The organism is Curtobacterium sp. 260 (assembly GCF_030803485.1).
In the GTDB taxonomy this organism is placed as follows: domain Bacteria; phylum Actinomycetota; class Actinomycetes; order Actinomycetales; family Microbacteriaceae; genus Curtobacterium.
This window is the reverse complement of record NZ_JAURUY010000002.1, coordinates 64,358-90,576: the sequence shown is the minus strand read 5'-3', so window position 1 is coordinate 90,576 and position 26,219 is coordinate 64,358. Positions and strand designations below refer to the sequence as shown.

The following is a 26,219-nucleotide window of genomic DNA, read 5'->3' as shown; positions in this document are numbered from 1 at the left end:
GACAGCACGGGCCCGGCGCGGGGCGAGCGGACCGTGCGCTACGCCCGCGCGGGCTCGCGCTGCACGAACGCCATGAGCACGAGGCCCGCGACGAGGACCACGACCACGCCGATGATCCCGTACCGCGTCGACCCGCCGACCGTCACCGCGATGCCGAACAGCGCCGGCGCGAGGAACGATGCCGCACGCCCGGTCGTCGCGTAGAGGCCGAAGAGCTCGCCCTCGCGTCCCGGGGTTGCGAGTCGTGCCAGGTACGCCCTGGACGACGACTGCACCGGCCCGACGAAGATCGCCAGCGTGAGCCCGAGCACCCAGAACCCGGCCGTGGCGCTCCCGATCAGGAACACCCCGATGCCGGTGAGCGCGAGCCCGACGAGCGCGACCGTGATGACCGCCCGTGAGCCGAAGCGGTCGTCGAGCCGCCCGGACGCGAAGGTCGCGACACCCGCCACCACGTTCGCCGCGATCGCGAAGAGGATCACCTGCGACGGGCTGAAGCCGAACACCTGTGCGGCGACGATGCCGCCGAAGGTGAAGACCGCACCGACGCCGTCGCGGAACACGGCGCTCGCGAGCAGGAAGACCAGGACGTTGCGGCGTTCCCGCCACAGCCGGGCGACGTGCCGTCCGAGGTCGCGGTAGGCGCTGAGCAGACCGCCCGTGCGCGAGCGGTCCGGCGCCGCCTCGGGCACGGTCAGGAAGAGCGGGACCGAGCTGACCGCGAGCCACACCGCGGCGATCCCGATCGCGACCCGGACGTCCCACGACCCGGACGCGACGGTCGACGGCAGCTGCAGGAGGCCGGCGACCCCCTCGGTGCCGAAGTCCTGGATGCAGAGCAGGAGCAGGACGACGAGCAGCACGATCCCGCCGAAGTACCCGGCCGCCCAGCCGATCGCCGAGACGCGGCCGGTCTGCGGGCCCGACGCCACCTGGCCGAGCATCGCGTTGTAGCCGACGGTGGCGACCTCGTACGCGACGGTCCCGATGCCGAGGAGCGCTGCGCCGAGCACCAGGTACGGCTGCTGCGGCGCGACGAACACCATCGCCCCGATCGACAGCGCCGTTCCGATCGTCCCGATGAGCACGGACCGGCGGCGGTGCCCGGACGAGTCCGCCAGCCGCCCCACCGCGGGTGCGACGAGCGCCACGACGATCCCCGCCAGGGTCAGGGCCGTGGACACCGTCGCGGCGTTGTGCGCCAGCTCCCGCTCGACCGTCTGCGCGGCGGCCGTCGACGAGTCCTCGGCAGCGACGAGCCGCGGGTCGACGAACGCCCGGCTCGCCAGGTAGGTGCTGAAGACGAAGGTGGTGACGACGGCGGTGAACGCCGAGGCCCCCCAGTCCCAGAGCGCCCAGGACACGAGTGCCCGCCGGTCGGTGCGTCGCGGCACTGCCGCCGCCGGTGTCGCGGTCATGGCCGAACCGTAGCGCGTCGCGGTGTCGCGGCGGGCCGACCCGGCCACGGCTCGCCGTGGTGACCGGACGACGGACGGGAGGACGGCACCCGCCGGCACCGCGCCTCCCGTCCGTCGACCGCTCACCGGACGGCGCGACCCGCGTCGCGCACGTCGGCTCGCGTCCTCACGCGCCCGCGGGCACGCCGTTCGGGTAGACGACGGACTTGAGCGAGGCCGGGTCGGTGTCGCTCTCGAGGGCCTCGCGGACCGCATCGAGTCCGAAGCGCCCGGTGACGAGCGCGTCGAGGTCGACCTGGCCCGACGCGACCAGACCGATCGCGACCGGCCAGGTGTTCGTGTAGCGGAAGATGCCGGTGACCGTCACCTCGAGGTTCTGGATGTGCTCGACGGGCAGTACCATCTCGGAGTTGCCGAGGCCGACGAGCACCGCCGCGCCGGCCGGTCCGACGGCCTTGATGCCGTCCGAGACGGCACGGGGCGCACCGCTGGCGTCGATGAAGGCGTCGACGGGGACGATGTCCGCCGTGACGTCCACCGAGACGGGGTCGACCACCTCGGTCGCGCCGAAGGACAGCGCACGCTCGCGGCGCTCGGGGACGAGGTCGCTGACGACCACGCGCGTCGCGCCGAACGCCCGGGCGACCTGGGCGCAGATGACGCCGATCGGTCCGGCGCCGGCGATGAGGACGCTCGAGCCGGGCACGATGCCGGCCTTGCGCGCGGCGGCGATGCCGACGGACAGCGGTTCGAGCAGTGCGCCGGCCTCGAAGGACACCGTGTCGGGCAGGGCGTGCGCGAACTCGGCCTCGATCGTGACGTACTCGGCGAAGGCACCGTCGACCGGCGGTGTCGCGTAGAAGCGCATGTGCGGGCAGAGGTTGTAGCGGCCGGCCAGGCACTGCGCGCAGCGGTGGCAGGGGCGCTGGGGCTCGACGGCGACGCGCTCGCCGACGCGGGCGGGGTCGACGCCCTCGCCGACCGCGGCGATCGTGCCGGAGAGCTCGTGGCCGAGGACGAGCGGCTCCTCGACGACGAAGTCGCCGATGCGGCCGTGGCGGTAGTAGTGGACGTCGGAGCCGCAGACGCCGACGGCGGCCACGCGGACGAGCACGTCGCCGGGGGCGACCTCGGGGACGGGGCGGTCCTCGATCGTCAGGTCCTCGGTGCCGAGCAGGACGCTCGCGCGCTGGGTGTCGGAGGGGGTGCTCATGCGGATCTCGCTTCCTCGACCGCGTCGTCGCGGTCGGCTGTGGTGTGGTCGGTGTCGGACGCGCGGGTCGAGGTTGCGGCGGTCACGCGGGTCCCGGGCGCGCCGGTCGCGCCGGTCGAGGTCGCGCTGCTCGGGCCGGTCGTGGTCGCGCCGGTCGTGGTAGGCAGAGTCCCGTCGCGCAGCAGGGCGGCGAAGCCGAGCTCGGCGGCGCCCCGGACGAGGACGTCGCGGCCGAGCTCCGCCGGCACGATGCGCAGCCGGTCGGTCATCGCGGCCATCGTCTGCGCCCGGACGTCGTCCTCGACGCGGTCCCCCACGTGCCCGAGCAGCACGCCGAGGAACCCCCCGAGCACGACGACCTGCGGGTCGACGGTGTGGATGGCGTTCCGGATCGCCGTCGCGAGCGCGGTCACCTGGCGGTCCACGACCCGTTCGACCGCGTCGTGTCCCTCGGCCAGGGCGGTGGCGAGGGCGTCCAGGTCGTCGGGCGCGGTCCGGGTCACCGCGGTGAGGGCCCCGCGTGAAGCCTCGGTCTCCAGGCACCCGATCGCCCCGCAGTGGCAGCGGATGCCGTTCGCCGCGACGAAGGTGTGCCCGAGCTCGCCCGCGTACCCGTCCGCGCCGCTGAACGGGCGGCCGGCGCTGACGATCCCGCCGCCGATGCCGCTGGCGCCGCCGTTGAGGTACACGAGGTCGTCGACGCCGCGCGCGCTGCCGTAGAGCCGTTCGGCCCACGCACCGACGTTCGCGTCGTTCGCCGCGCGGACGGGCAGCCCGAGACGCTCGGCGAGGGGCCCGGCGAAGGGCTCGTCCCGCCAACCGAGGTGCGGGGCGTCGCGGACGACCCCGTCCTCGACCCGGACGATGCCCGGCACCGCGACGCCCACACCGACGAGCCGCAGTGCCGGATCGGCGCGTGCGGTCAGCGTGGCGAGGACACGGGCCACGGCGTCGATCGCTGCGGCGGCACCGGGCACGCTCGACTGGGGTTCGACGAGGCGGTCGCGCACGGTGCCGTCGAGCGCGACGAGCGCCACGGCGACGGCGTCGATCTCCACCGTCACCGCGGCGGCCACGACGTCGCGCGATGCCCGGACGACGGCGCTCGGCCGACCGACCCCGGCGGGACGGTCCGCCCCGGCGCCCGGGAGCTCCTCGTGCACGAGTCCCTGCTCGACGAGCTCCCCGACGAGCGCCAGGACCGTCGAACGGTTGAGTCCCGTCCGACGGGTGAGCTCGGCACGGGTGACCGGCCCGCCCTCGTGCACGATGCGGAGGACGCGCGCGACGTTCCCGGGCGTGGTCGTGGCCGACCTGGCCATGGGTCCTCCTCGTGGTGGTGTGATGTGGGGTGGTGCGGGGCGGGGCGGGGCGGGGCGGGGCGGGGCCGAGTCTCGGCTCGGCGGACACCTTCGCGGGTTCGGCACCGGGGAACTGTCCGCGGGACCGAGTCTCGCGGGTCCGTCCGTACCCGCGCGCGGCTCAGCGCGAGCGGGAGAACGCGGCGTCGAACGCGGCGTCGGGCGGGGCGATCGTCCCCAGGCGACGCACGAACGCGAGCGCCTCGGGGCCGCCGACGAGTCGGTCCATGCCGGCGTCCTCCCACTCGACGCTCGTCGGGCCGTCGTACCCGATGTGGTTCAGCACGCGGAACACCCGCTCCCACGGCACGTCCCCGTGCCCGGCGGAGACGAAGTCCCACCCACGACGGGGGTCGCCCCACGGCAGGTGCGATCCGAGTCGACCGTTGCGGCCGTCGAGCTGCTTGACCGACTCCTTGCAGTGCACGTGGTACACCCGGTCGGCGAAGTCGAGCAGGAACGCGGCGGGGTCGAGGTCCTGCCACACGAAGTGCGACGGGTCGAAGTTGAACCCGAACGACGGGCGGTCCCGGAACACCTCGAGCGCCCGCTTCGCGGTCCAGTAGTCGTAGGCGATCTCGGACGGGTGCACCTCGAGCGCGAAGCGGACGCCGACCTCCTCGAACACGTCGAGGATCGGCGACCAGCGGTCGTGGAAGTCCTGGTACCCGGCCTCGATCATCGCCGGGGGCACGGGCGGGAACCCGGCGACGGTCTTCCAGATCGACGATCCCGAGAATCCGGTCACGGTCGACACCCCGAGCGCGGCGGCCGCACGGGCCGTCCACTGCAGCTCCTCCGCCGCCCGCCGGCGGACGCCCTCGGGGTCGCCGTCGCCCCACACGTGCGGCGCGAGGATGTCCTCGTGCCGCTGGTCGATCGGGTCGTCGCAGACGGCCTGGCCGGTCAGGTGGTTCGCGATCGTCCAGACCTGCAGTCCGTTGCGCTCGAGGACCGCCTTCCGGTCGGCCACGTACGCCGGGTCCGTCGCGGCACGTCGGACGTCCAGGTGGTCGCCCCAGCAGGCGATCTCCAGCCCGTCGTAGCCCCACTCGCCCGCCAGGCGTGCGACCTCCTCGAAGGGCAGGTCCGCCCACTGCCCGGTGAACAGGGTCACCGGCCTGGAGGCGCTGCTCGCCCCGGTCTCGCCGGTTCCGTCCGTCGTCGTCATCGTCGTCGTCCTTCCTCGCCTGTCGTGTCGTGTCGTGTCGCGTCGTGCTGCTGCTGCTGCTGCTGCTGCTGCTGCTGCTGCCGAGTCTGGCTCACCAGGACCCGGGGGTGGCACCGGCCGGCACGGTGTCGGGGCGGTCGACGCGCGACCGGACCTCGACCACGGTGTGCTCGCGGGCCGCGGTGGAGACCGCCTCCATCACCTCGAGCACGTGGAACGCGAGGTCGCCGGACGCGCGGTGCGGGCGATCCGTCGCGATCGCGTGCGCCATGTCGGCCAGGCCGTAGCCGCGTCCGGCGTCGGCGTACCCGGCGCTCGTCGGCAGGTCCCGCCACTCGCGGGTGGCGGCGTCGGCGATCGACACGGTGTCGGAGAACCGGTTCGGGTCGGGGACGCCGAGGGTGCCCGCGGTGCCGAACACCTCGAACAGCGGCGCCCTGGTGGCCCAGACCTCGAACGACACCGTGACGGTCGAGACGACGCCGTCCGCGTGCTCGAGGACGGCGACGACGTGCGTGTCGATGTCGACCCGGAGCGGGGTGCCGGCCGCGGGGCCGGTCGCGATGGTGCGCTCGCGGTCCGTCCGGGTCGAGGCTCCGCTGACCCGGACGACCGGGCCGAAGAACGACACGAGGCTCGTCAGGTAGTACGGACCCATGTCGAGCAGCGGGCCGCCGCCGGGCTGGTAGTAGAACGCCGGCGCCGGGTGCCAGAGCTCGTGCCCGGGCGCCGACCACGACACGGCGGCGCCGACCGGGGTCCCGATCACGCCGCTGTCGAGCGCCTGCCGCGCCGTCTGGATCCCGGTGCCGAGCACGGTGTCCGGCGCGCTGCCCACCCGCAGGCCCGAGCGACGGGCGAGGTCGAGCACGGGGCGCGCCTCGGCCGTCGACATCGCCAGCGGCTTCTCGCCGTACACGTGCTTGCCGGCCTCGAGCGCCCGCGTGGCGATCTCGGCGTGGGCCGCCGGGATCGTCAGGTTGAGCACGACGTCGACGTCGTCCGCGGCGATCAGCTCGTCGACCGAGGCACCGCGGACGCCCTGCGTCTCGCCCACCGACTGCGCCCGGGCGACGTCGATGTCCGCGACGGCGGTGAGCTCGAGCCCGGGCAGTGCCGGGAAGTGCTCGAAGTACTGCTGGCTGATGACGCCGACACCGACGACACCGACCTTCATCGGGCTGCCCACAGGAGTCCCCTCTCGATGATCGTGCGGAGCGGCTGCGACTCGACGACCTCGAGCCGGTGCCCGGGTGCCGAGACGAACACGCGTCCCTGCCCCCACTGCCGGGTCCAGATCGCCGGCGCGGTGACCGGACGGTTCCAGGCGTCGAAGTCCCGGGCCTCCTGCGTCGTCGTCGCCAGCACGTCGTTGTACTCGTCGGAGAGCACCCAGTACTGCTCGGTGACGAGGTCGAAGTCCTCGATGCCCTGCGTGATCGGGTGCTCGTGCCCGGCCTCGGTGATGTGCACCGTGTACGGGATGTAGTTGTCGGACTGCTCTCCGGTGCGCTCGGACGGGTGCTTGCCCGCGTGGTGCGCGAACTGCCCGCCGACCATGTGCAGGTAGTCGGCGGTGTTCCGGAAGGCGTCCGCGATCCCGCCGTGCCACCCGGCGAGCCCGGCGCCACCGAGCACCGCCTGCTGCAGTCCCGCGAACTCGTCGTCAGCGATGGTCGACATCGTGACGACCTGCACGATCAGGTCGACGTCCGCCATCACGGACTCGTCGGCGTACACGGCCGTCGAGTCCGACACGTGGACGTCGAAGCCGTTGTCGCGCAGGAACGGGACGAACAGCTCCGTGGTCTCGACGGGCATGTGCCCGTCCCACCCGCCACGGACGACCAGCGCTCGCTTCGTCGTGTCGTTCTTCGTGTCGGCCATCAGATCGCCGTCCAGGCGCTGCCGTCGGACGCGCTGCGCTCGACCGCATCGAGGACGCGCTGCACGTGCAGGCCGTCGGCGAACGACGGCGAGGGGTCGGTGCCCGCGACGATCGCCCGCACGAGGTCGGCGACCTGGTGGCTGAAGGTGTGCTCGTAGCCGATGAGGTGCCCGGTCGGCCACCAGGCAGCCATGTACTCGTGCTCCGGCTCGGTGACGAGGATGCGACGGAAGCCCTGCTCCCCCGCGGGTGCCGACGACTCGTACAGGCGCAGCTCGTTCATGGACTCGAGGTCGAACTGGATCGCACCCTCGGACCCGCTGACCTCGAGCGTCAGGCCGTTCTTCCGCCCGGTCGCGTAGCGCGTGGCCTCGAAGGTGCCGATCGCACCCTCGGCAGCGCCGCCGGTGAGCCGACCGAGGAAGAACGCGGCGTCGTCGACGGTGACCTGTCCGCGCTCACTCGAGGCGGTGCCGGAGAGCCCGACCCCCTCGGCCATCAGCGGACGTTCGTGCACGAAGGTCTCGAGCGTGCCGGACACGGTCGACAGGTGTGCGCCCGTGACGTGCTCGACGAGGTCGATCGCGTGCGCACCGATGTCGCCGAGCGAGCCCGAGCCGGCGAGCGCCTTGTCGAGGCGCCACGTCATCGGGCCGTCCTCGTCGGACAACCAGTCCTGCAGGTAGAGCGCGCGGACCTGGCGGACCGTGCCGATCCTCCCGTCCGCCACCAGCTGCCGAGCGAACGCGATCGCAGGGACGCGGCGGTAGCTGAAGCCGACCATCGCGCGGACGCCGCGCTCGGCGGCGGCCTCCGCAGCGGCGGTCATCGCCTCGGCCTCCTCGACCGTGTTGGCGAGGGGCTTCTCGCAGAGGACGTGCTTGCCGGCCTCGAGCGCGGCGATCGCGATCTCGACGTGCGAGGAACCGGGCGAGACGATGTCGACGAGGTCGATGTCGGGGTCCGCCACCACCTGCCGCCAGTCCGACGACGCGGCCTGCCAGCCGTACTGCACGCGCGCTGCCTCGGTGCGCTCGGCGTCACGGCCGACCACCACGGCCATCTCAGGTTCGACGCCGAGGTCGAAGAACCGCGGTGCGGTCCGCCACGCCTGGGAGTGCGCCGCTCCCATGAAGCCGTGCCCGACCATGGCGACGCGCAGTCGTCCCGGTCCGTGTCCGTCCTGTGCCATCCACTCGCTCCTTTGCGATCCGGTGTTGCCAGGATCCACCCTACCGCTTATGTTGGGCGCGGCAACATTTTGTTTCGACGACGAACGGTGATCCACCATGGCAACGACGCCCACCCGCGACGACAAGTTCTCCTTCGGTCTCTGGACCATCGGCTACAACGGCTCCGACCCGTTCGGCGGCCCGACCCGTCCCGCGCTGGACGTGGTCGAGGCGGTCGAGAAGCTCGACGAGCTCGGTGCCTACGGCCTGACCTTCCACGACGACGACCTGTTCGCGTTCGGCTCGACCGACGCCGAGCGCCAGGCACAGATCGACCGCCTCAAGGGCGCGCTCGACTCCACCGGCATCATCGTGCCGATGGTCACGACGAACCTGTTCTCGGCGCCCGTCTTCAAGGACGGCGGCTTCACCTCGAACGACCGGAACGTCCGTCGCTTCGCCCTCCGCAAGGTGCTCCGCAACCTCGACCTGGCCGCCGAGCTCGGCGCGAAGACCTTCGTCATGTGGGGTGGCCGCGAGGGCTCGGAGTACGACTCCGCCAAGGACGTGCAGGCCGCCCTCGAGCGCTACCGCGAGGCCGTGAACCTGCTCGCCCAGTACGTCACCGACAAGGGCTACGACATCCGCTTCGCCATCGAGCCGAAGCCGAACGAGCCCCGTGGCGACATCCTCCTGCCGACCCTCGGTCACGCGATCGCCTTCACCGAGACGCTCGAGCGTCCGGAGCTCTTCGGCATCAACCCCGAGGTCGGCCACGAGCAGATGGCGGGCCTGAACTTCACGGCCGGCATCGCCCAGGCGCTCTACCAGGGCAAGCTCTTCCACATCGACCTCAACGGGCAGCGCGGCATCAAGTACGACCAGGACCTGGTGTTCGGCCACGGCGACCTGCAGAACGCCTTCTCGCTCGTCGACCTGCTCGAGCACGGTGCCCCGCAGGGCGGCCAGGCGTACGACGGCCCCCGCCACTTCGACTACAAGCCGAGCCGCACCGAGGACATCACCGGCGTCTGGGACTCGGCGCAGGCGAACATGCGCATGTACCTGCTCCTCAAGGAGCGCGCCCAGGCGTTCCGCGCCGACCCCGAGGTGCAGGAGGCCCTGTCCGCCGCGAAGGTCGACGAGCTCTCGACGCCGACGCTGAACAGCGGCGAGTCGTACGACGACTTCCTCGCCGACCGTTCGGCGTACGAGGACTTCGACGCCGACGCGTACTTCGGCGGCAAGGGCTTCGGCTTCGTGCGCCTGCAGCAGCTGGCGATCGAGCACCTCATGGGCGCTCGTTGAGCCAGCAGCTCGTCGCCGGGGTCGACTCGTCGACCCAGTCGTGCAAGGTCACCATCCGTGACGCGGGCACCGGTGCGGTCGTCCGGGAGGGTCGTGCGACCCACCCGGACGGCACGTCCGTCGACCCCCGCCGCTGGTGGGACGCGCTCGGCACCGCGATCGCGGACGCCGGCGGGTTCGACGACGTCGCCGCCGTCGCGGTCGCCGGGCAGCAGCACGGCATGGTCGCGCTCGACGCCGACGGCCGCGTGGTCCGCGACGCACTCCTGTGGAACGACGTCCGCAGCGCCGACGCGGCCGCGCAGATGGTCGAGGAGCTCGGCCGGGAGGCATGGGTCACCCGCACGGGTCTGGTCCCGGTGGCGTCGTTCACCGGCACCAAGCTGCGGTGGCTCCGCGACGCGGAGCCCGACAACGCGGCGCGCGTCGCCGCCGTCGCGCTCCCCCACGACTGGCTGTCGTGGCGGCTGCGCGGGTACGGCCCCGCCGACGAGAGCCCGCTCGGGCCGGACCTCGACGCGCTGGCGACCGACGGTTCGGACGCCAGCGGCACCGGTTACTGGGACCCGGTGCGCCGGGAGTACGACGCGGAGCTGTTCGAACAGGCGCTCGGACGTCCTTCGCGGGTCGCTGCCGGACCGCACCACGGCGGCGACAGCCCGGTCGTGGTCCCGCGGGTCGTGGCGCCCGACGAGGCGATGGGCACCCTGGCGTCCGACGTGGAGCTGCCGGGCGGCGCCGTCGCCCGCGCGGGGCTCGTCGTCGGCCCGGGACTCGGCGACAACGCCGGGGCAGCGCTCGGCCTCGGGCTCGGCCCGGGTGACGTCGCGGTGTCCCTCGGGACCAGCGGGACCGTCTTCGGCGTCACCGACACCGAGGTGACGGACCCGAGCGGGACCGTGGCGGGCTTCGCCGACGGGACCGGGTCGCGCCTCCCGATCGTCACCACGCTCAACGCGGCCCGCGTGCTCGAGGTGATCGGCGGACTCCTCTCCGTCGACCACGGCGAGCTCGGCGAGCTGGCGCTGCAGGCGCCGGCAGGGGCGGACGGGCTCGTGCTCGTGCCGTACTTCGTCGGCGAGCGCACGCCGAACCGACCGGACGCCACCGCCTCGCTCGTGGGCATGACGCCCGCGACGACCGACCGGGCGCACCTCGCCCGCGCCGCAGTCGAGGGCATGCTCTGCGCCCTGGCCGACGGCCTCGCCGCGGTCGAGGCCACCGGGGTGCAGGTGTCGCGGCTGCTGCTGATCGGCGGCGCTGCACGGAACGAGGCCGTCCGGGCCGTCGCCGCGCAGGTGTTCGGCCGCGACGTGTCGATCCCGGAACCGGGCGAGTACGTCGCCTCGGGCGCCGCTCGACAGGCCGCGTGGGTGCTGACCGGGAGCCTCCCGTCGTGGGAGGTCGCCGCGACGGTGGTGCCCGCGGACCCGCACCCCGAGGTGCTCGAGCAGTACCGCGCCGCCGCGCGCCAGTAGGACGAACCGCTCGGAGGAAGACGAATCGCTCGTAGGGTGCAGGAAGAACCGGCACCCTACGAGCGGTTCGACATCCCGCACGCGGAACAGCCCACATCACCTCTGCCGGAAGGACCCCATGCCGCTCACCGACCTGCCCCTCGACCAGCTGCGCACCTACCGCCCGACCGTGCCGCGGCCCGACGACCTCGACGCCTTCTGGGCGGCCACCGTCGCCGAGGCGCGGGCGGCCGGCGCCGGGACCGAGCCCGTGCTCGTCCCCGCCACCACGCCGGTCACCGCGCTCGACGTGCAGGACCTGACGTTCCCGGGCTTCGGCGGCGACTCCGTCCGCGCCTGGGTCTCGCGGCCGGCGGGCTCGACGGGCGACCTGCCCGCCGTGGTCGAGTTCATCGGCTACGGCGGTGGTCGCGGGCTGCCCGGCGAGCGGGTCGCGTGGGCGCTCGCCGGGTACGTGCACGTCGTGATGGACACCCGCGGGCAGGGCAGCGGCTGGGGAACCGGCGGCGACACCCCCGACCCGCACGGGTCCGGCCCGAACGGTGGCGGGTGGATGGCGAGCGGCATCACCTCGCCCGCCGAGCACTACTACCGGCGGGTCTACACGGACGCCGTCCGACTCGTCGACGCCGTGCGGACACTGCCGGGAGTCGACCGTGACCGCATCGCGCTGACCGGCGGCAGCCAGGGCGGGGGCATCGCGATCGCGGCGGCCGCCCTGGTCGAGGCACACAGCGCGCCACTCGTCGCCGTGCTGCCCGACGTCGCGTTCCTGTCCGACTGGGAGCACGGCACCGACGTCGCGACCGGCGGCCCCTACCTCGAGCTCGCCCAGTACCTCGCCGTGCACCGGGACGCGGTCGACACCGTCTGGGACACCGCGGCGTACTTCGACGGCGTGAACCTGGCCGCAGGCATCACGGCCCCGGCGCTGTTCTCGGTCGCCCTCATGGACGACGTGGTCCCGCCGCGCACGACCTTCGCTGCGTACAACGCGCTCGCGTCGACCGACAAGCACATCGAGGTCTACCCCTACAACGGCCACGAGGGCGGCGGCCACCGGCACTGGGAGCGGCAGGCGGCGTTCCTCTCGCAGCACCTCGGTTGACCAGTCGCAGAATGCAACACTGTCCGATCGTCGACGTCGGAGTCGGCGCCGGAACGCCGCGACGCGCACCGCACCGCTGATCCTCGGCGAGGAGGCGCAGACTGGTCCGCGCATGCGAACCGATCTCCGCACCCCCACCGCCACCGAACAGCACGGCGCAGCGGTCGACGACGCCGTGGAGCTGTTCGAGGGCGTCTACAGCAGTCACGACATCAACATCGGACAGGCGCTGTCCGAGGGGTTCTCCTACCGGTACCGCGCGGTCGGCGACGACCAGGTGACCACCGCGACGTCAGCGGTCGCGGCGCACCGCTGGGGCACGATCAACCCGGGGGGCCAGTACACCCTGGCGTGGGCGACCGGGCCGGGCATGGTCCTCGACACCGACCGCCGTGACCGGATCACCATGCGGCCCAACGTCCCCGTGATGTACCCGGCAGGACGCCCGTTCGCCTTCGACGCCGCCCCCGCGGTCCAGCACGTGATCCGCTTCGACGGCGCCTTCCTCGAGTCCGTCTCGGCTGCGGTCCGCGGTGACCTCCCCGGCCCGCTGGACCTGCGCGCGGAGGCCGACCCGGACGCGCTCCCCGCACTGCGCCGGACCATCGCGGGCGCCGCCACGACCCTGTGGGACCCGGGTGCCGACCCCGTCGTCCGCTCGGTGCAGCACCGTCGCGTCGCCGAGGCCGTCATCGGGGCGTTCGACGTGACCGCTGCGTCCGGCGTCACGGCCGCAGGACGGGGATCGGTGCGGGTCGCGCAGGAGTGGATCGCCGCGAACGCGCACCGCCCGCTCACCACTGCCGACGTCTGTCGCGCCACCGGGCTCAGCGCCCGAGGACTGCAGGCGGCGTTCCACCGCGTCGGAGCCGCGAGCCCGATGCAGTTCCTGCGCGACGTGCGACTGCACCGGGTCCGTGCCGCGCTCGAGGCCGGGGACCCGACCACCACCACGGTCTCCGAGGTGGCGCAGGCGTGGGGGTTCGCACACCTCGGCCGGTTCGCGGGGACCTACGCCGGCGCCTTCGGCGAGCGCCCCTCGGACACGTTGCACCGCAGGGCCCGACGGGACACCGGTCAGTCGCCGAGCAGCGCTCCGACGGCGTCCACGACGACCTGACGGCGGCGCTGCGGCACGACCGCTGCGACCGGAGCGGACGCCTCGGGCCGGAGCGTCGACCAGACCTCCGCGAGCTGGACGACGAGCCCGTAGAGCACCGCGGGGCGGAAGCGCCGCGGGAGCACACCGGCGCGCTGTGCCCGCTCGACCTCGGCGACGGCGTCGGCGTACTGCTCGGCGAGCGCCTCGATCGGTGTCTCCGGCCGCTCGAGCCGGTGCCAGGTGGCGAGACGCTGCACCCAGGGACGCTCGACCAGGACGTCGTGCAGGCGTCCGGCCCACGCCGCCAGGTCGGCCGTGTCGAGCGGCGCGGCATCGTGCACGGCCGTCAGCTCGCTCGTCAGCAGCGCGTCGAACAGGCCGTCCTTGCCCCCGAAGTAGTGGAACACCTGCGCCTTGTTGCTCCCGGCGTCGGCGGCGAGGCGCTCGATCCGCGCCCCGCCCAGCCCGTGCGCAGCGAACTCGTCGCGGGCGGCGGCGAGCAGGGCCGCACGCATCGCGTCGGCAGCGGGGGGTGTGAAGCGGGCCATGCCCGACACGGTACCGATCCGCGGCCCGGTCCCGCAGGCGACGCGGCGACCGGAGACGCAACGGGAGGCCCGTGGCGGCGTCGCCACGGGCCTCCCGTGCGTCTCGTGCTCGGGTCGGCTACTCCGCCGTCTCGTCGTCCTCTTCGGGGTTGAAGTGCGAGTCGTCCCCGGCGAAGCCGGCGGCGACCCCCTCGGGGTGCGCGGGGATCGTGCCGTCCTCGCCGAGGCCGTCGGCCTTCTCGGTGCCCTCGGGGTCGTTGGTGGTGTCGCGGGGGTCGTGTGCGTCCGACATGGCGTGCTCCTTCACGGTGTGAGGAGTGCCACGGTACCCACGCTCCCCCGGGGTTCCCGGAGCGAGGGCGGATCCCGGACCTCCCGGTGCGGTCCGCGGCCGTGTAGCCTCACGAGGACCGACACCGGGAGGGGCGTCATGGGGCACTCGGACGACGACCGACCGTTGGGTGACGACGCGTTCGAGCATCCGCGGAAGCGCGGGTGGTTCGCGACCGCGGTGAGCATCGTGACCCGCTCCGTCACGGCCGTGGGCGCTGCGAGGAACGGCGGCCAGTCGCCGCGACAGCTGCCGCTCGACCCACCGCCGGGTCGGTACGAACACCGCCCCTGACGGGGTCGTCCCGGTGTGGCGCTCCGGCCGCTCCGTGTGAGGTCTCGAGTGGTCGCGGAGTGCGTCGACCGGCCTGCCGGGCGAGCGCGGTACCGGTCGGTCCGCTTGGCTGATCGCAGGTCGTCGGAACCACCGACGCGCGATCCGGAAGGCCACGATGGACTGGCAGTTCGACGGCATCCCCCTGCACCCGCTCCTCGTGCACCTGACCACGGTCTCGGTGCCCGTCGCGGCCCTCACCACGATCGTGACGGCGGCCTGGCCGGCAGCCCGACGGTGGCTCGCGGTCGGCGCGCCGGTCATCGCCCTGGTGGCGCTGGTCTCGGTGCCGCTCGCGACCTCGTCCGGCGAGTGGCTCGAACACCGCGAGCGTGAGACCGCGCTGCTCGAACGGCACACCGAGCTCGCCGACGGACTGCTGCCGTGGTCGATCGCGGTGTTCGTGCTGCTGACGCTGTGGTGGGGCTGGCACCGCTTCGCCGCCCCGCGGGTCGCGGACGCCGGGCTGGCACGAGCGGTGGGGATCGTCGGCCCCGTGCTGCTCGTCGCCGCCGGCATCGGCTCGCTCGTCGAGGTCGTCGTGATCGGTCACGCCGGCGCCGTGTCCGTCTGGAAGGGCTGACCGGACCCACCGGCGGGATGCGCACTGCTCCCGCCGTCCTCACAGCCTCGGGGCGGAGCGTGACGGGCGTCCCCCGCGTTCCGCGGACAGTCATCGAACAGGAGCAGCGTTGAGCAACGACAGCACGACCGGCACGCACGGCACCGACGACAGCGGGCAGCACGACACCGCGACCCCGCAGGGCGCGTCCTTCCACGGTTCCCACGGCCGGGACGCCGACGGCACCGACACCTGCAGCTTCCACATGGCCGGGTCCCTGCCCGCCGGTGGTGACCACCTGGGCGGGACGTTCGGTCAGGCACCGTCGTCGCTCGAGGGCTGGTACCCGCAGCGGCTCCGTGTCGAGCTGCTGCACCGCAACGGCGTCGACGCCGACCCGCTCGGTGCGGACTTCGACTACGCGGCGGCCTTCGCGACGATCGACCTCGACGAGCTCAAGCGCGACATCACGCAGCTGCTCACGACCTCGGTCGACTGGTGGCCCGCGGACTACGGCAACTACGGCCCGCAGATGATCCGGATGGCCTGGCACGCCGCGGGGACCTACCGGATCGCGGACGGTCGCGGCGGAGCGGGCACCGCGATGCAGCGCTTCGCCCCGATCAGCAGCTGGTGGGACAACGGGAACACCGACAAGTCGCGACGTCTGCTCCAGCCGATCAAGCACAAGTACGGCAACGCGCTCTCGTGGGCCGACCTGATGGTCCTCACGGGGAACTGCTCGCTCGAGCTCATGGGTCTGCCGACGTACGGCTTCGGCGGCGGTCGACTCGACGCGTGGGAGCCGGACGAGGGCACCTGGTGGGGCCCGGAGGTCCGGGACCCGCACCACGTCGAGAGCCAGGACGACATGGTCCAGCGCGACGAGCGGTGGCACGGCGAGAACGGCGACGCGGACTACGACCTGCAGAGCCCGCTCGCTGCCTCGCACCAGGCGCTCATCTACGTGAACCCCGAGGGACCGTACGCGAACGGCGACCCGATGGGCTCGGCGCGGGACATCCGCATCACCTTCAGCCGGATGGCCATGAACGACGAGGAGACGGTCGCCCTGATCGCCGGCGGCCACGCGTTCGGCAAGAGCCACGGCCAGGTCCCCGCGGCCGAGATCGGTCCGCCCCCGGAGATCGCGCCGGTCGAGGCGATGGGGCTCGGGTGGCACAACCCGAAGGGTGCCGGCAACGGCAAGGACACGATGACGAACGGCATCGAGGGCAGCTGGACCCAGGACCCGACCCGCTGGGACAACAGCTACCTGGAGAACCTGTTCGGCCACGAGTGGGAGCAGACGACGAGCCCGGCGGGCGCCCTGCAGTGGACCCCGGCGGACCCCGACGCCCCGCGCACCCCGGACGCCCACGTGCCCGGCGAGACACACGCGCTCATGATGATGACCTCGGACATCGCGCTGAAGGTCGACCCGGCCTACCGCGAGGTGTGCGAGCGCTTCCTCGCCGACTTCGACCTGTTCACCACGGCCTTCTCGAAGGCCTGGTACAAGCTGACGCACCGCGACATGGGGCCGAAGCACCGTTACCTCGGTCCGGAGACGACGATCTCGGACGACCTGCTGTGGCAGGACCCGCTGCCCGACCCGGTCGGCGAGCCCCTGAGCGACGCGGACGTCGATACGCTCCGAGCGGCGATCCGGTCGACCGGCACCTCGGTCTCCGACCTGGTCGTCACCGCGTACTCCGCCGCGTCGACCTACCGGGACAGTGACAAGCGCGGCGGTGCCAACGGCGGGCGGATCGCGCTCGCCCCGCAGAAGGACTGGCCGATCAACCGGCGGACGGTCCCGGTCGTCGAGACCCTCCGCGGCGTCAAGGCCGCCTTCGAGCAGGACGGGAAGCACGTCTCGCTCGCCGACCTGGTCGTGCTCGCCGGTTGCGTCGGGGTGGAGGACGCCGCACGCGCCGCGGGTGTCGAGGTCACCGTGCCGTTCACGCCCGGCCGTGCGGACGCCTCCCAGGAGCAGACCGACGTCGAGATGTTCGAGTGGCTGCGCCCCGTCGCCGACGGGTTCCGGAACCACGTGTCCGAGCGCTTCGCGGACTTCGCCCCCGGTGTCGCTCCGGAGGCGGTGTTCCTGGACCGCGCGAACCTCATGACGCTCACGGCCCCGGAGTGGACGGTGCTGACCGGCGGCCTCCGGGTGCTCGGCGCGAACTGGGACGGCTCGTCGACGGGCGTCCTGACCGACCGCGTCGGCGCGCTGACGACGGACTTCTTCGTCAACCTCACCGACACCGACCTGGTGTGGACGAGGACGGACGAGCACGAGTCGACCTTCACCGGCACCGTCCAGCGCACGGGCGAGGAGCGGTGGACCGCGTCGCGGGACGACCTGGTGTTCGGGTCGAATGCGCAGCTCCGTTCGATCGTCGACGTCTACGCCGGCAGCGACGGGCAGGAGCGGTTCGTGCGGGACTTCGTCGCCGCCTGGGACAAGGTGATGATGCTCGATCGCTACGACGTCAAGGGGCACCGCCGCTACGGCCCGATGGCTGCCTGAGCCGGAGGCCGCTGCGCGCGGTCAGGCCCGGCCGAGGACGACGACCGTCACGTCGTCCTCGGCCCGCTCGGCCGCACGCAGCCGCACCGTCTCGAGGAAGGCCTCGACGCTCGACGCGGCGCGCAGGGTCCGCGCGAGGTCCAGCAGGGTGTCGATCGTCCCGTCACCCAGGTCGAGCGCCCCGTCGCTCACCACGACGAGGGCGTCCCCGGGCTCCAGGACCGTGGTCGACGCCCTGCGCCGTGCACCCTCGGCGTGCAACCCCAGCGGCAGCCCGTGGGACCGGAGCACCCGAGGCGTCCCCGCCGCCGGCACGTGCACCGCCAGCCCGTGGCCCGCGTCCACCACGTCGACCACGCCGCTGACCGGGTCGAGCCGGGCGTGGAACAGTGTGGCGAAGGCGCTCGCGCGTCCGAGGTCCTCGGCGAGGGCGGGTTCGACGGCGGCGACGGCGGCCACGGGCGCGACGGTGCGGTGCTGCCGGAGGGCGGCCCGGATCCCCGCCGCGAGCAGCGCGGCCGGCTGCTCCTTGCCCATGACGTCGGCGAGCGTCAGCACGAGGTCGCCGTCGACGACCGACCAGTCGTGCAGGTCGCCGCTGAGGTCGCCGTAGGGCACCGTGGTGCCGGCGATCCGGTAGCCGTCGGGCGCGACGGCGCTCGGCGCGAGTGCGCCTGCGACCTCGAGCAGGCGGTCGTGGTGCAGCCCCTGGGCGAGCGCGCGCTCGGCCCAGTGTCCGAGGTCGATGAGCGCGGCGGTGTCCTGCGGCGAGAACGCCCGCGGTCGCGTGTCCATCAGGCAGAGCGTCCCGACGGGCTCCCCACCCGCGATCGTGAGCGGGACGCCCGCGTAGAACCGGATGCCGCGCCGTGTCACGCCCGGCAGGTCGGCGGTCCGGGGGTCGGCCGTGGTGTCCGGCACGACGGTCGGCTCCGTGTGCTGCACCGTCAGCTGGCAGAAGGACCACCCGACCGGTCCGGAGACGATCTCGTCGGGCACGTTCGGGGTGAGGGTGTGCAGCAGGTCGTCGTCGAGCACGTTGACGTACGACAGCGGCACGTCGAAGACCTCGCGCGCGACCCGGACGATGCGCTCGAAGCGCTCCGACGGTGGCGCGTCGACGACGTCGAGTGCCGCCACGAGCGCGCTGCGCACGCGTGCCTGGTCGTCGGTGCTCACGGGTGTCGTCCTCCTCCTGGTCCACCGGGGCCGCGGTGCGTGGTGGCGCACCGTGACGCGGTCCCCGTGGAAGACTCGTTCCACGCTACCGGCCGGACGTCGGAACGCACGCGGACGCCGCCGCGGGGTCCCTGATCCGGACACTCCACGGCGGCGTCGGCAGCTCAGACGGTCGTCCAGGTCACGGTGCGCCGGTCGGCCAGCGTGACCTCGTGCACGGCACCGGTCAGGCGCACGACCGCACGGTCCGTCGCCGACCGGGGGAACTCGTGCCGGACCGGTCCGTCCCCGGACGCGACGATCCCGCCCGTCTCCACCGGGCCTCCCGGCCGCGACGCCGCCGCGTCGGACGCGACCCACACCTCGACGTCCCCCGGCTCGACCACCTTCCGCATCGCGCGGTCGGTGAAGGCGAACCGCTGCACCGGCACGTCGAACCGCACCGTGACGCACTCCCCCGCCGCGACCGCGACCCGGGCGTAACCGAGCAGCTGCGCGACCGGGCGCGTGATCGACGCGTGCGGGTCGTGCCCGTAGAGCTGGACGACCTCGACGCCGTCCCGGTCGCCGGTGTTCCGCACGGTGACCGACGCGGTGAGCGCTCCGTCCGTGGACGCGGTCCCGTCCACCGTCAGGTCCTCGTACGCGAAGGACGTCCAGGTCAGGCCGTAGCCGAACGGTCGGACCGGCGTGGAGTCCGTCGCGGTGACGTCGGACGGTCCGCCGAGACGAGGGTGCAGGTACGAGTACGGCTGCGCGCCGGCCGACCGCGGCAGCGAGACGGGCAGGCGGCCGGACGGTGCCGCGGCACCGGTGAGCAGGTCGGCGATCGCGGTGCCGCCCTCCTCGCCGGGGAAGAACGCCTGGACGACCGCCGCGGGCTTCGGTTGGTCGCCGTCGAGTGCCCAGCCGATCGCGTACGGACGACCGGTCAGCAGCACGACGACGGTCGGCGTGCCGGTGGCGACGACGGCCTCGACGAGCTCGCGCTGCACGCCCGGCAGGTCGAGCGACTCGGAGTCGTTGCCCTCGCCGACCGTGCCACGACCGAACAGGCCGGCCTGGTCGCCGACGACGACGACCGCCACCCAGGACTCCCGCGCGACCGCCACCGCCTCGGCGAACCCGGCGCGGTCCTCGCCCTCGACCTCGGCACCGCGGGCGTACCGGACCCTGTCGGACCCGAGCGCGTCCTGCAGCGCCTCGAGCACGGTCGGGATCGCGAAACCGGCCTCCAGCCCGGGGTGCGTGGCCAGCACGTGGTTCGCGAAGGAGTAGCAGCCCTGCAGGGCCTCGGCGCGGTGGGCGTTCGGGCCGATCACCGCGACCGGGCCCCGCGGGTCGGCGCCCGGGGTCGGGGAGACGGGGGCTGCGGCGCCACCGTCGAGCGGCAGCACGCCGTCGTTCGACAGCAGCACGAGCGACTCCGCCGCGAGCCGCCGCGCGAGCGCCCGGTGCTCCGGCGAGTCGAGGTCGACGCCGGTGGGCGGTTCGTCCTCGAAGACGTCCGGGTCGAGCAGGCCGAGCCGCTCCTTCTGCCGGAGCACGCGCAGCACGGCGCGGTCGACGAGGGCCTCGTCGACGAGTCCGCTGCGCACCCGCTCGACCAGCGGCGCCAGGTAGGCGTCACCGGTCGGCAGCTCGACGTCGATGCCGGCGGCGAGCGCCGTCGCAGCGGCCTCGCCGCGGTCACGGGCGACGCCGTGCATGACCTCGAGGAACGCGACGGAGAAGTAGTCGGCCACGACCGTGCCGTCGAACCCGAGCCGGTCGCGCAGCAGGTCGGTGAGCAGCGCGGGGTCGGCGGCGACGGGGACGCCGTCGACCTCGGCGTACGAGTTCATGACGCTCCGCGCGCCGCCGTCGACGAGGGCCATCTCGAACGGCGGCAGGAACACGTCGGCGACCTCGCGCGGTCCGGCGTGGACCGGGGCGTGGTTGCGGCCGGCGCGCGAGGCCGAGTAGCCGAGGAAGTGCTTGAGCGTGGCGTCGACGCCGGCGCTCTGCACACCGCGGACGTACGCGGTACCGACGGTGCCGACGAGGTACGGGTCCTCGCCGATGCACTCGTCGACCCGTCCCCAGCGGGGGTCGCGGACGACGTCGAGCACGGGCGCGAGGCCCTGATGGACGCCGAGCTCGCGCATCGAGCGGCCGATCACGGCGCCGACGTGCTCGACGAGCTCCGGGTCGAACGACGCACCCCACGCCAGCGGTGTCGGGAACGTCGCGGCCTTCCACGCCGCGAGCCCGGTCAGGCACTCCTCGTGCACGAGCGCCGGGATGCCGAGGCGGGTCTCGCGCTTCAGCCGACGCTGCTCCGCCCACAGCCAGGCGGCGCGCTCGTCGGGCTCGACGGGACGGGTGCCGTACACGCGGGTGTACTGGCCGAGGCCGTGCCGGGTGACGTCGGTGAGCGTCGTGCCCTGCTGGGCCGCGGCCATCTCGCCCTGCATCGGGGCGACGACGCCGTTCTGGTCGAGCCAGTAGCCGACCAGCTGCGCGGTCTTCTCCTCGAGGGTCATCGCGGCCAGCAGCGTGGTGACGCGGTCGGACGCGGTCGCGTCCGTGACGTGCCCCGGGTCGGACGGGAGGCCCGTGGCGGCGTCGCCACGTCCCTCCCGTCCGTCACGGGTGGCGGCGGGCCGCGGTGCGGACGTGCCGCGTGCCGCCTGGCCGTCGGTGGTGCCGTCGGTGGTGACCGTGTGGTCGAGCGTGGTCACCCCTTCACCGCCCCGGTCAGACCGCCGACGATGCGCTTCTGGAAGATCGTGAAGAACACCAGCGCGGGGATCATCGACATCGACGTGAAGGCGAGCACCTTCGCCGTGTCGACGGAGTACTGCGACGAGAACGCCTGGACGCCGAGCGGCAGCGTGTAGGCGGCCTCGTTGTTGAGGATGAACAGCGGCAGGATGTAGCTGTTCCAGCTGCCGATGAACGCCAGGATGCCGACGGTCACCACACCGGGCAGGGACAGCGGGACGATCATCCGGAAGAAGAAGCCGAGGCGGCTGGCCCCGTCGATCGACGCGGCCTCCTCGAGCTCGTCCGGGATCGCCCGCAGGAACGGCACCAGGATGATGACCGTCGTCGGCAGGGCGAAGGCGATCTGCGGCAGGATCACGCCCGCCAGGCTGTTCGTGAGACCGAGGTCCTTCACGAGCAGGTAGAGCGGTGTGATCGCGACCGTGATCGGGAACATCAGGCCCGCGGCGAACAGCGCGTACACCGCACCGCGACCCCGGAAGGAGTAGCGGGCGAGCACGAAGCTGACCATGAGCCCGAGCACGACGACGCCGAGCGTCGTGGTGACCGCGCTGATCGTCGAGTTGCCGAGCTGCTGCCAGAAGATCCCGCTCGACAGGACCGATCCGTAGTTGCCGAACTGGAACGGTGCCGGCAGACCGGCCGGGCTCGTCGTGATCTGCGAGTTCGTCCGGAACCCGCCCAGCACGATGTAGAGCACCGGGGCGAGGTTGGCGGCGACGAACAGGATCGCGACGACGTAGGTCAGCGGGCTCGCCTGGCCGAGTGCTGCGCCGGACTTGCGTGCCCGGGCACCGCGACGGCCGGGGGCGACGAGGTTGGTGGTGGCGCTGGTGACGGCCATCAGTGCTTCCTCTCGGTGATGGCGCCGGCGGTGTCCCGACGGAGCACGAAGTGCTGGTAGACCAGGGCGACGGCGAGCGAGATCAGGAACATGACCACCGCGACGGCGCTGCCGAAGCCGTAGTTGCCCGAGGTCCGGCCGTTCGCGACCATGTACGTCGCCATGGTCGAGGTCCCTGCGGTCGACGAGATGTACTGGCCCCAGATGATGTAGACGAGGTCGAACAGCTGGAGCGAGCCGATGATCGACAGGAACGCCCAGATGCGGATGGTGGGGCCGAGCAGCGGCAGGGTGATGCGGCGCTGGATCTGCCAGTAGCTCGCACCGTCGATCGCCGCGGCCTCGAAGAGCTCCTCGGGGATGCTCTGCAGACCGGCCAGGAACAGGATCACCGCGAAGCCGATGTACTTCCACGAGATGATCGCGAGGAGGCTCCAGATGGCGATGTCCGGGTTGGACAGCCAGTCCTGACGGAGTCCGCCGAGCCCGATGCCCTGCATCAGGTCGTTCACGGCGCCGTTCGACTGCAGCATGAGGCTCCAGCCGGTGCCGACGATGACCTCGGAGATCACGTAGGGCACGAAGACGAGCACGCGGACGAGTCCGCGGCCGCGCATCTTCTGGTTGAGCAGCAGGGCGAGGACGATGGCGATCGGGCCCTGGAGCACGAGCGACATCACGACGATGAAGCCGTTGTGCAGCAGGACCGACTGGAACGCCTTGTCCTGGAAGATGATCAGGTAGTTCTGCAGCCCGACGAAGTTCGTCGGCGGGCCGTAGCCCTGCCACTTGTAGAAGCCGTAGTACGCGGCGAGCGCCACCGGCAGGATGACGAACGTCACGAAGACGATGACCGCGGGTCCGGCGAGGACCGCGATCTCGACGCGTTTGCGCCAGTCGGCGACGCGCTGGGCGGTCCGCCGGGCGGGGAGCGGCGAACCGCTCCCCGCCGGGGACGTCCCGGGAGCCGTGCCCGACGCCTTCGCCGGGGTCGTGCCGAGGGAGGTGTCGAGCGCCATGATCAGCCCTTGGCCGCGGCCTGGTTGGTGGTCTCGACGATGTCCTTCGCGCTGCCCTTGCCGGCGAGCAGGTCGACGACGCTGGTGTTCAGCGCGTTGCCGACGTTCTGGCCGTACAGGGTGTCGAGGTACTGCGAGACGAACGGGGCCTCCTGGTAGGCGGCGAGGGCCGTCTTCAGGTAGGGCTCGGACACGACGGACTGCGCGTCCTTGTTGACGGGGATCGCGTTGAAGGCCTTGTAGTACGCCTCCTGGTTGTCCTTCTGCACGATGAAGTTGAGGAAGTCCGTGCAGGCCTTCTTCGGGGCCTGTGCCGAGCAGGAGTTGCCGTCGACACCACCCATCATCGACTTCGGGTCACCCTTGCCGCCGTCCACCGCGGGGAACGGGAACCACCCGAGGTCGCCGAGCGGCTTCGCGTCGGGGGTCAGCGAGGCGATCACGCCCGGGTCCCAGGCGCCCATGAGCTCCATCGCGGCCTTGTGGTTCGCCAGGAGTCCGGCCGAGCTACCGGCGCCCTGCTGCGCGGCGGTGGTGAGGAAGCCCTGGTTGAAGGGCTTCGTCGCGGTGAAGTCCTCGAGCTGCTGGCCGGCCTTGGTCCAGCACGCGTCGTCGAACTTGAGCGTCTTCGCCGCGTCGTTCAGCGTCTTCTCGCTGCACTCGCGGAGCGCGAAGTTGTAGTACCAGTGCGCGGCGGGCCAGGCGTCCTTCGCGCCGACGGCCACCGGGTCGATGTCCTTGGCCTTGAGCTTGGCGATGTCCTCGTTCAGCTCGTCCATCGTGGTCGGGGTGCCGTCGATGCCGGCCTGCTCGAACAGGTCCTTCGAGTACCAGATGCCCTCGGGGAGCACGGCGCCCGGCATGGCGTAGGTCTTCCCGTCCTTCTCGTACCCGGCGAAGGTGCCCTTGCTGATCGACTGCTTCGCGTCGTCGCTGATCGAGTCGGAGATGTCCATGAGCTGACCGGCCGCGATCATCGCGTCCATCTTGCCGCCGCCGCGCTGCAGGAAGACGTCCGGACCGTCACCGGAGTTGAGCGCGGTCTGGAGCTTGCCGTCCAGGTCCTCGTTCTGGATCGCCTGGGTCTTGATGGTGACGTTCGGGTACTTCTCCTCGAACGCCTTGACGGTGCTGTCCCAGTAGGCCTTGCCCGGACCGGTGGTCGAGTTGTGCCAGAAGGTCATCGTGACCTTGCCGCCGTCCTCCGACGGGTCGCTGCCGCCGGCGGAACAACCCGCCAGCGTGAGAGCGGTGGCCCCGACCAGCGCGATGGCTGCCGCGGCACGGATCTTCCTCGTCATCGTGGAACTCCTCGGTGTCGTCGTTGACGTTCGCGGCAGTCGATGCCGCTGCGGAGAGCGTGCCAGCTGCTCCACGGCCTTGTCAATCGTTATCGATAACGTTTTCTAACCGTGATGTGTCCGCTGGCGGAACGCTGTTGCGGCGGTACGGTGAGCACATGCAGACCGCCGTCGACCACACGCCCGGACCGGGGCGGGTCACGATCGCGGACGTCGCGCGTGCCGCCGGCGTCTCGATCCCGACCGTGTCGAAGGTGGTCAACAACCGCGACGGCGTGGCGCCCGCGACCATGCTCCGCGTCCAGGAGGTGGTCGAGCGCCTGGGCTACGAGACGTCCCTCGTCGCGCGCAGCCTGCGGAGCTCCCGCACCAACGTCATCGGCATCCTGGTCCCCGAGTTCGAGCCGTTCTCGACCGAGCTCCTGCGCGGCGTCTCGGCGGCGACCACGGGGACCGGCTACGAGCTGCTCGCCTACGCCGGACTCGAGGCCGGCACGGGGCAGCCCGGGTGGGAACGCCGCTCGCTCTCACGCCTGTCCGGAACGCTCATCGACGGCGCCATCGTCGTGACCCCCTCCGCCGCCCTGTCGGGAGCGTCGATCCCCGTCGTGGCGATCGACCCGCACACCGGGCCGGAGGGCCACGCGACCGTCGACACCGACAACGTCGCCGGGGCCCGGGACGCCGTGGACCACCTGCTCGAGCTCGGGCACAGCCGCATCGCCCACGTGCAGGGGCGCAGTGACCTGGCGTCGTCGCAGCTCCGCGAGACCGGCTACCGGGACGCCCTCGCCGCCGCCGGCATCGCGGTCGACGAGCGACTCGTGCGCGCCGGTGACTACCAGGAGGAGCGCTCGGCAGCCGTCGCGCACGAGCTCCTCACGCTGCCCGACCGGCCGACGGCGGTGTTCGCCGCGAACGACTCGTCGGCCATCGGCGTGCTGCACGCCGCGGCGTCGCTGGGGCTGCGCGTGCCCGAGGACCTGTCGGTCGTCGGGTTCGACGACGTCCCGCAGGCATCGACCACGACCCCGCCGCTCACCACCGTGGCCCAGCCGCTCGCCGAACTCGGCGCGAGCGCGGTCGCGATGCTCCTTGCCATGCTCCGCGGCGAGCCCACGAGCGACCACGTGCGTCTGCGCTCGACGCTGCGCGTCCGGAGCAGCACGGCGCCGGCGCACGCCTGAGGCGCGCGGCCGCTGCGCGGCGCGCAGCCGGCGCCGCGTCTCCCGTCGGCACGGCGAGCGGGCCACATCCGTCACGCCCGGCGCTGCTGACGACCGATCGCACCCGCCCGACGCACGCCTGCAGCGTGTCGTACCCACTCAGCCGTCTCGGCGAGTCGACGGACGGGAGGCACGCAGCGACCTGGCACCGCGCCTCCCGTCCGGCGGTGCTCGCCTGCTGCGCGGCGGCGAGTCGTCCGCGGAAGCGACAGTGCGCCGCGGTCGGGAGACGGAAGCGTGTCGCTCCCGCGGCGCGGAGCTTCGCGGCGCCCGCGGCCGCGGCGCCTGCGGCCACGGCGCCTGCGGCACAACCGAAGGCATGTCGCGCCACGGCGTTCCGTGGCGCGACGTG

At 72.7% G+C, this 26,219-nt stretch carries 21 protein-coding genes; 7 read left to right on the top strand and 14 right to left on the bottom strand.

What is annotated here, in order from left to right:
* Window positions 1-38: 38 nt before the first annotated feature.
* The 7 genes from J2X59_RS02850 to J2X59_RS02820 all read right to left on the bottom strand — a co-directional run bounded on the left by J2X59_RS02850 (window position 39) and on the right by J2X59_RS02820 (window position 8,243).
* Complete coding sequence (locus tag J2X59_RS02850; protein ID WP_326495640.1) at window positions 39-1,418, bottom strand: MFS transporter; 1,380 nt, start codon at window positions 1,416-1,418, stop codon at window positions 39-41.
* Window positions 1,419-1,584: 166 nt separating this feature from the next.
* Window positions 1,585-2,631, bottom strand: coding sequence for an NAD(P)-dependent alcohol dehydrogenase (locus tag J2X59_RS02845; protein ID WP_326495639.1), 1,047 nt, complete (start codon window positions 2,629-2,631; stop codon window positions 1,585-1,587).
* Window positions 2,628-3,953 carry an ROK family transcriptional regulator gene (locus J2X59_RS02840; protein WP_326495638.1) on the bottom strand — a complete coding sequence of 442 codons (1,326 nt, stop codon included), beginning with the start codon at window positions 3,951-3,953 and terminating at the stop codon, window positions 2,628-2,630. The genes J2X59_RS02845 and J2X59_RS02840 overlap by 4 nt, the downstream gene beginning before the upstream one ends.
* Before the next feature lie 160 nt (window positions 3,954-4,113).
* Window positions 4,114-5,163 (bottom strand): sugar phosphate isomerase/epimerase family protein, encoded by a 1,050-nt coding sequence (locus tag J2X59_RS02835; RefSeq protein ID WP_326495637.1) that lies wholly within the window; start codon window positions 5,161-5,163, stop codon window positions 4,114-4,116.
* A gap of 91 nt (window positions 5,164-5,254) precedes the next feature.
* Window positions 5,255-6,352: a Gfo/Idh/MocA family protein gene (locus J2X59_RS02830; protein WP_326495636.1), complete on the bottom strand. Its 1,098-nt coding sequence runs from the start codon at window positions 6,350-6,352 to the stop codon at window positions 5,255-5,257.
* Window positions 6,337-7,050 carry a ThuA domain-containing protein gene (locus J2X59_RS02825; RefSeq protein WP_326495635.1) on the bottom strand — a complete coding sequence of 238 codons (714 nt, stop codon included), beginning with the start codon at window positions 7,048-7,050 and terminating at the stop codon, window positions 6,337-6,339. The genes J2X59_RS02830 and J2X59_RS02825 overlap by 16 nt, the downstream gene beginning before the upstream one ends.
* Window positions 7,050-8,243 carry a Gfo/Idh/MocA family protein gene (locus tag J2X59_RS02820; RefSeq protein ID WP_326495634.1) on the bottom strand — a complete coding sequence of 398 codons (1,194 nt, stop codon included), beginning with the start codon at window positions 8,241-8,243 and terminating at the stop codon, window positions 7,050-7,052. Before J2X59_RS02820 ends, J2X59_RS02825 begins: the two co-directional genes overlap by 1 nt.
* A 97-nt stretch (window positions 8,244-8,340) precedes the next feature.
* On the opposite strand from J2X59_RS02820, the gene xylA reads away from it, so the two are divergent.
* From xylA to J2X59_RS02800, 4 genes are all read left to right on the top strand, one after another.
* Window positions 8,341-9,531 (top strand): xylose isomerase, encoded by a 1,191-nt coding sequence (xylA, locus tag J2X59_RS02815; protein ID WP_326495633.1) that lies wholly within the window; start codon window positions 8,341-8,343, stop codon window positions 9,529-9,531.
* On the top strand, window positions 9,528-11,009 hold the full coding sequence (locus J2X59_RS02810; RefSeq protein ID WP_326495632.1) for a xylulokinase: 1,482 nt from the start codon (window positions 9,528-9,530) through the stop codon (window positions 11,007-11,009). Before xylA ends, J2X59_RS02810 begins: the two co-directional genes overlap by 4 nt.
* A 118-nt stretch (window positions 11,010-11,127) precedes the next feature.
* Window positions 11,128-12,117: an acetylxylan esterase gene (locus J2X59_RS02805; protein WP_326495631.1), complete on the top strand. Its 990-nt coding sequence runs from the start codon at window positions 11,128-11,130 to the stop codon at window positions 12,115-12,117.
* 112 nt (window positions 12,118-12,229) lie between these two features.
* On the top strand, window positions 12,230-13,237 hold the full coding sequence (locus J2X59_RS02800; protein WP_326495630.1) for a helix-turn-helix domain-containing protein: 1,008 nt from the start codon (window positions 12,230-12,232) through the stop codon (window positions 13,235-13,237).
* Here the strand turns inward: J2X59_RS02800 and J2X59_RS02795 are convergent.
* Complete coding sequence (locus J2X59_RS02795; protein WP_326495629.1) at window positions 13,195-13,767, bottom strand: TetR family transcriptional regulator; 573 nt, start codon at window positions 13,765-13,767, stop codon at window positions 13,195-13,197. The two genes, J2X59_RS02800 and J2X59_RS02795, sit on opposite strands and share 43 nt — an antisense overlap.
* A gap of 118 nt (window positions 13,768-13,885) precedes the next feature.
* The gene (locus tag J2X59_RS02790) at window positions 13,886-14,059 is read right to left on the bottom strand and encodes a hypothetical protein (protein ID WP_200884131.1); all 174 of its coding nucleotides are present in this window, start codon (window positions 14,057-14,059) and stop codon (window positions 13,886-13,888) included.
* A gap of 490 nt (window positions 14,060-14,549) precedes the next feature.
* Between J2X59_RS02790 and J2X59_RS02785 the strand changes: the two genes are divergently transcribed.
* Window positions 14,550-15,014: a DUF2231 domain-containing protein gene (locus J2X59_RS02785; protein ID WP_326495628.1), complete on the top strand. Its 465-nt coding sequence runs from the start codon at window positions 14,550-14,552 to the stop codon at window positions 15,012-15,014.
* Between the two features lie 109 nt (window positions 15,015-15,123).
* Window positions 15,124-17,529: a catalase/peroxidase HPI gene (gene katG, locus J2X59_RS02780; RefSeq protein ID WP_326495627.1), complete on the top strand. Its 2,406-nt coding sequence runs from the start codon at window positions 15,124-15,126 to the stop codon at window positions 17,527-17,529.
* A 21-nt stretch (window positions 17,530-17,550) separates the two neighbouring features.
* Here the strand turns inward: katG and J2X59_RS02775 are convergent, their stop codons facing one another.
* The 5 genes from J2X59_RS02775 to J2X59_RS02755 all read right to left on the bottom strand — a co-directional run bounded on the left by J2X59_RS02775 (window position 17,551) and on the right by J2X59_RS02755 (window position 24,641).
* The gene (locus J2X59_RS02775; protein ID WP_326495626.1) at window positions 17,551-18,708 is read right to left on the bottom strand and encodes a PP2C family protein-serine/threonine phosphatase; all 1,158 of its coding nucleotides are present in this window, start codon (window positions 18,706-18,708) and stop codon (window positions 17,551-17,553) included.
* Window positions 18,709-18,872: 164 nt separating this feature from the next.
* Window positions 18,873-21,245 (bottom strand): glycoside hydrolase family 3 N-terminal domain-containing protein, encoded by a 2,373-nt coding sequence (locus tag J2X59_RS02770; RefSeq protein WP_326495832.1) that lies wholly within the window; start codon window positions 21,243-21,245, stop codon window positions 18,873-18,875.
* A 182-nt stretch (window positions 21,246-21,427) separates the two neighbouring features.
* Window positions 21,428-22,321, bottom strand: coding sequence for a carbohydrate ABC transporter permease (locus J2X59_RS02765; RefSeq protein WP_066652437.1), 894 nt, complete (start codon window positions 22,319-22,321; stop codon window positions 21,428-21,430).
* The gene (locus J2X59_RS02760) at window positions 22,321-23,340 is read right to left on the bottom strand and encodes a carbohydrate ABC transporter permease (RefSeq protein ID WP_058728968.1); all 1,020 of its coding nucleotides are present in this window, start codon (window positions 23,338-23,340) and stop codon (window positions 22,321-22,323) included. The genes J2X59_RS02765 and J2X59_RS02760 overlap by 1 nt, the downstream gene beginning before the upstream one ends.
* Before the next feature lie 2 nt (window positions 23,341-23,342).
* On the bottom strand, window positions 23,343-24,641 hold the full coding sequence (locus J2X59_RS02755; RefSeq protein WP_326495625.1) for an ABC transporter substrate-binding protein: 1,299 nt from the start codon (window positions 24,639-24,641) through the stop codon (window positions 23,343-23,345).
* Window positions 24,642-24,799: 158 nt separating this feature from the next.
* Between J2X59_RS02755 and J2X59_RS02750 the strand changes: the two genes are divergently transcribed.
* Window positions 24,800-25,828: a LacI family DNA-binding transcriptional regulator gene (locus J2X59_RS02750; RefSeq protein WP_326495624.1), complete on the top strand. Its 1,029-nt coding sequence runs from the start codon at window positions 24,800-24,802 to the stop codon at window positions 25,826-25,828.
* Window positions 25,829-26,219: the final 391 nt, after the last annotated feature.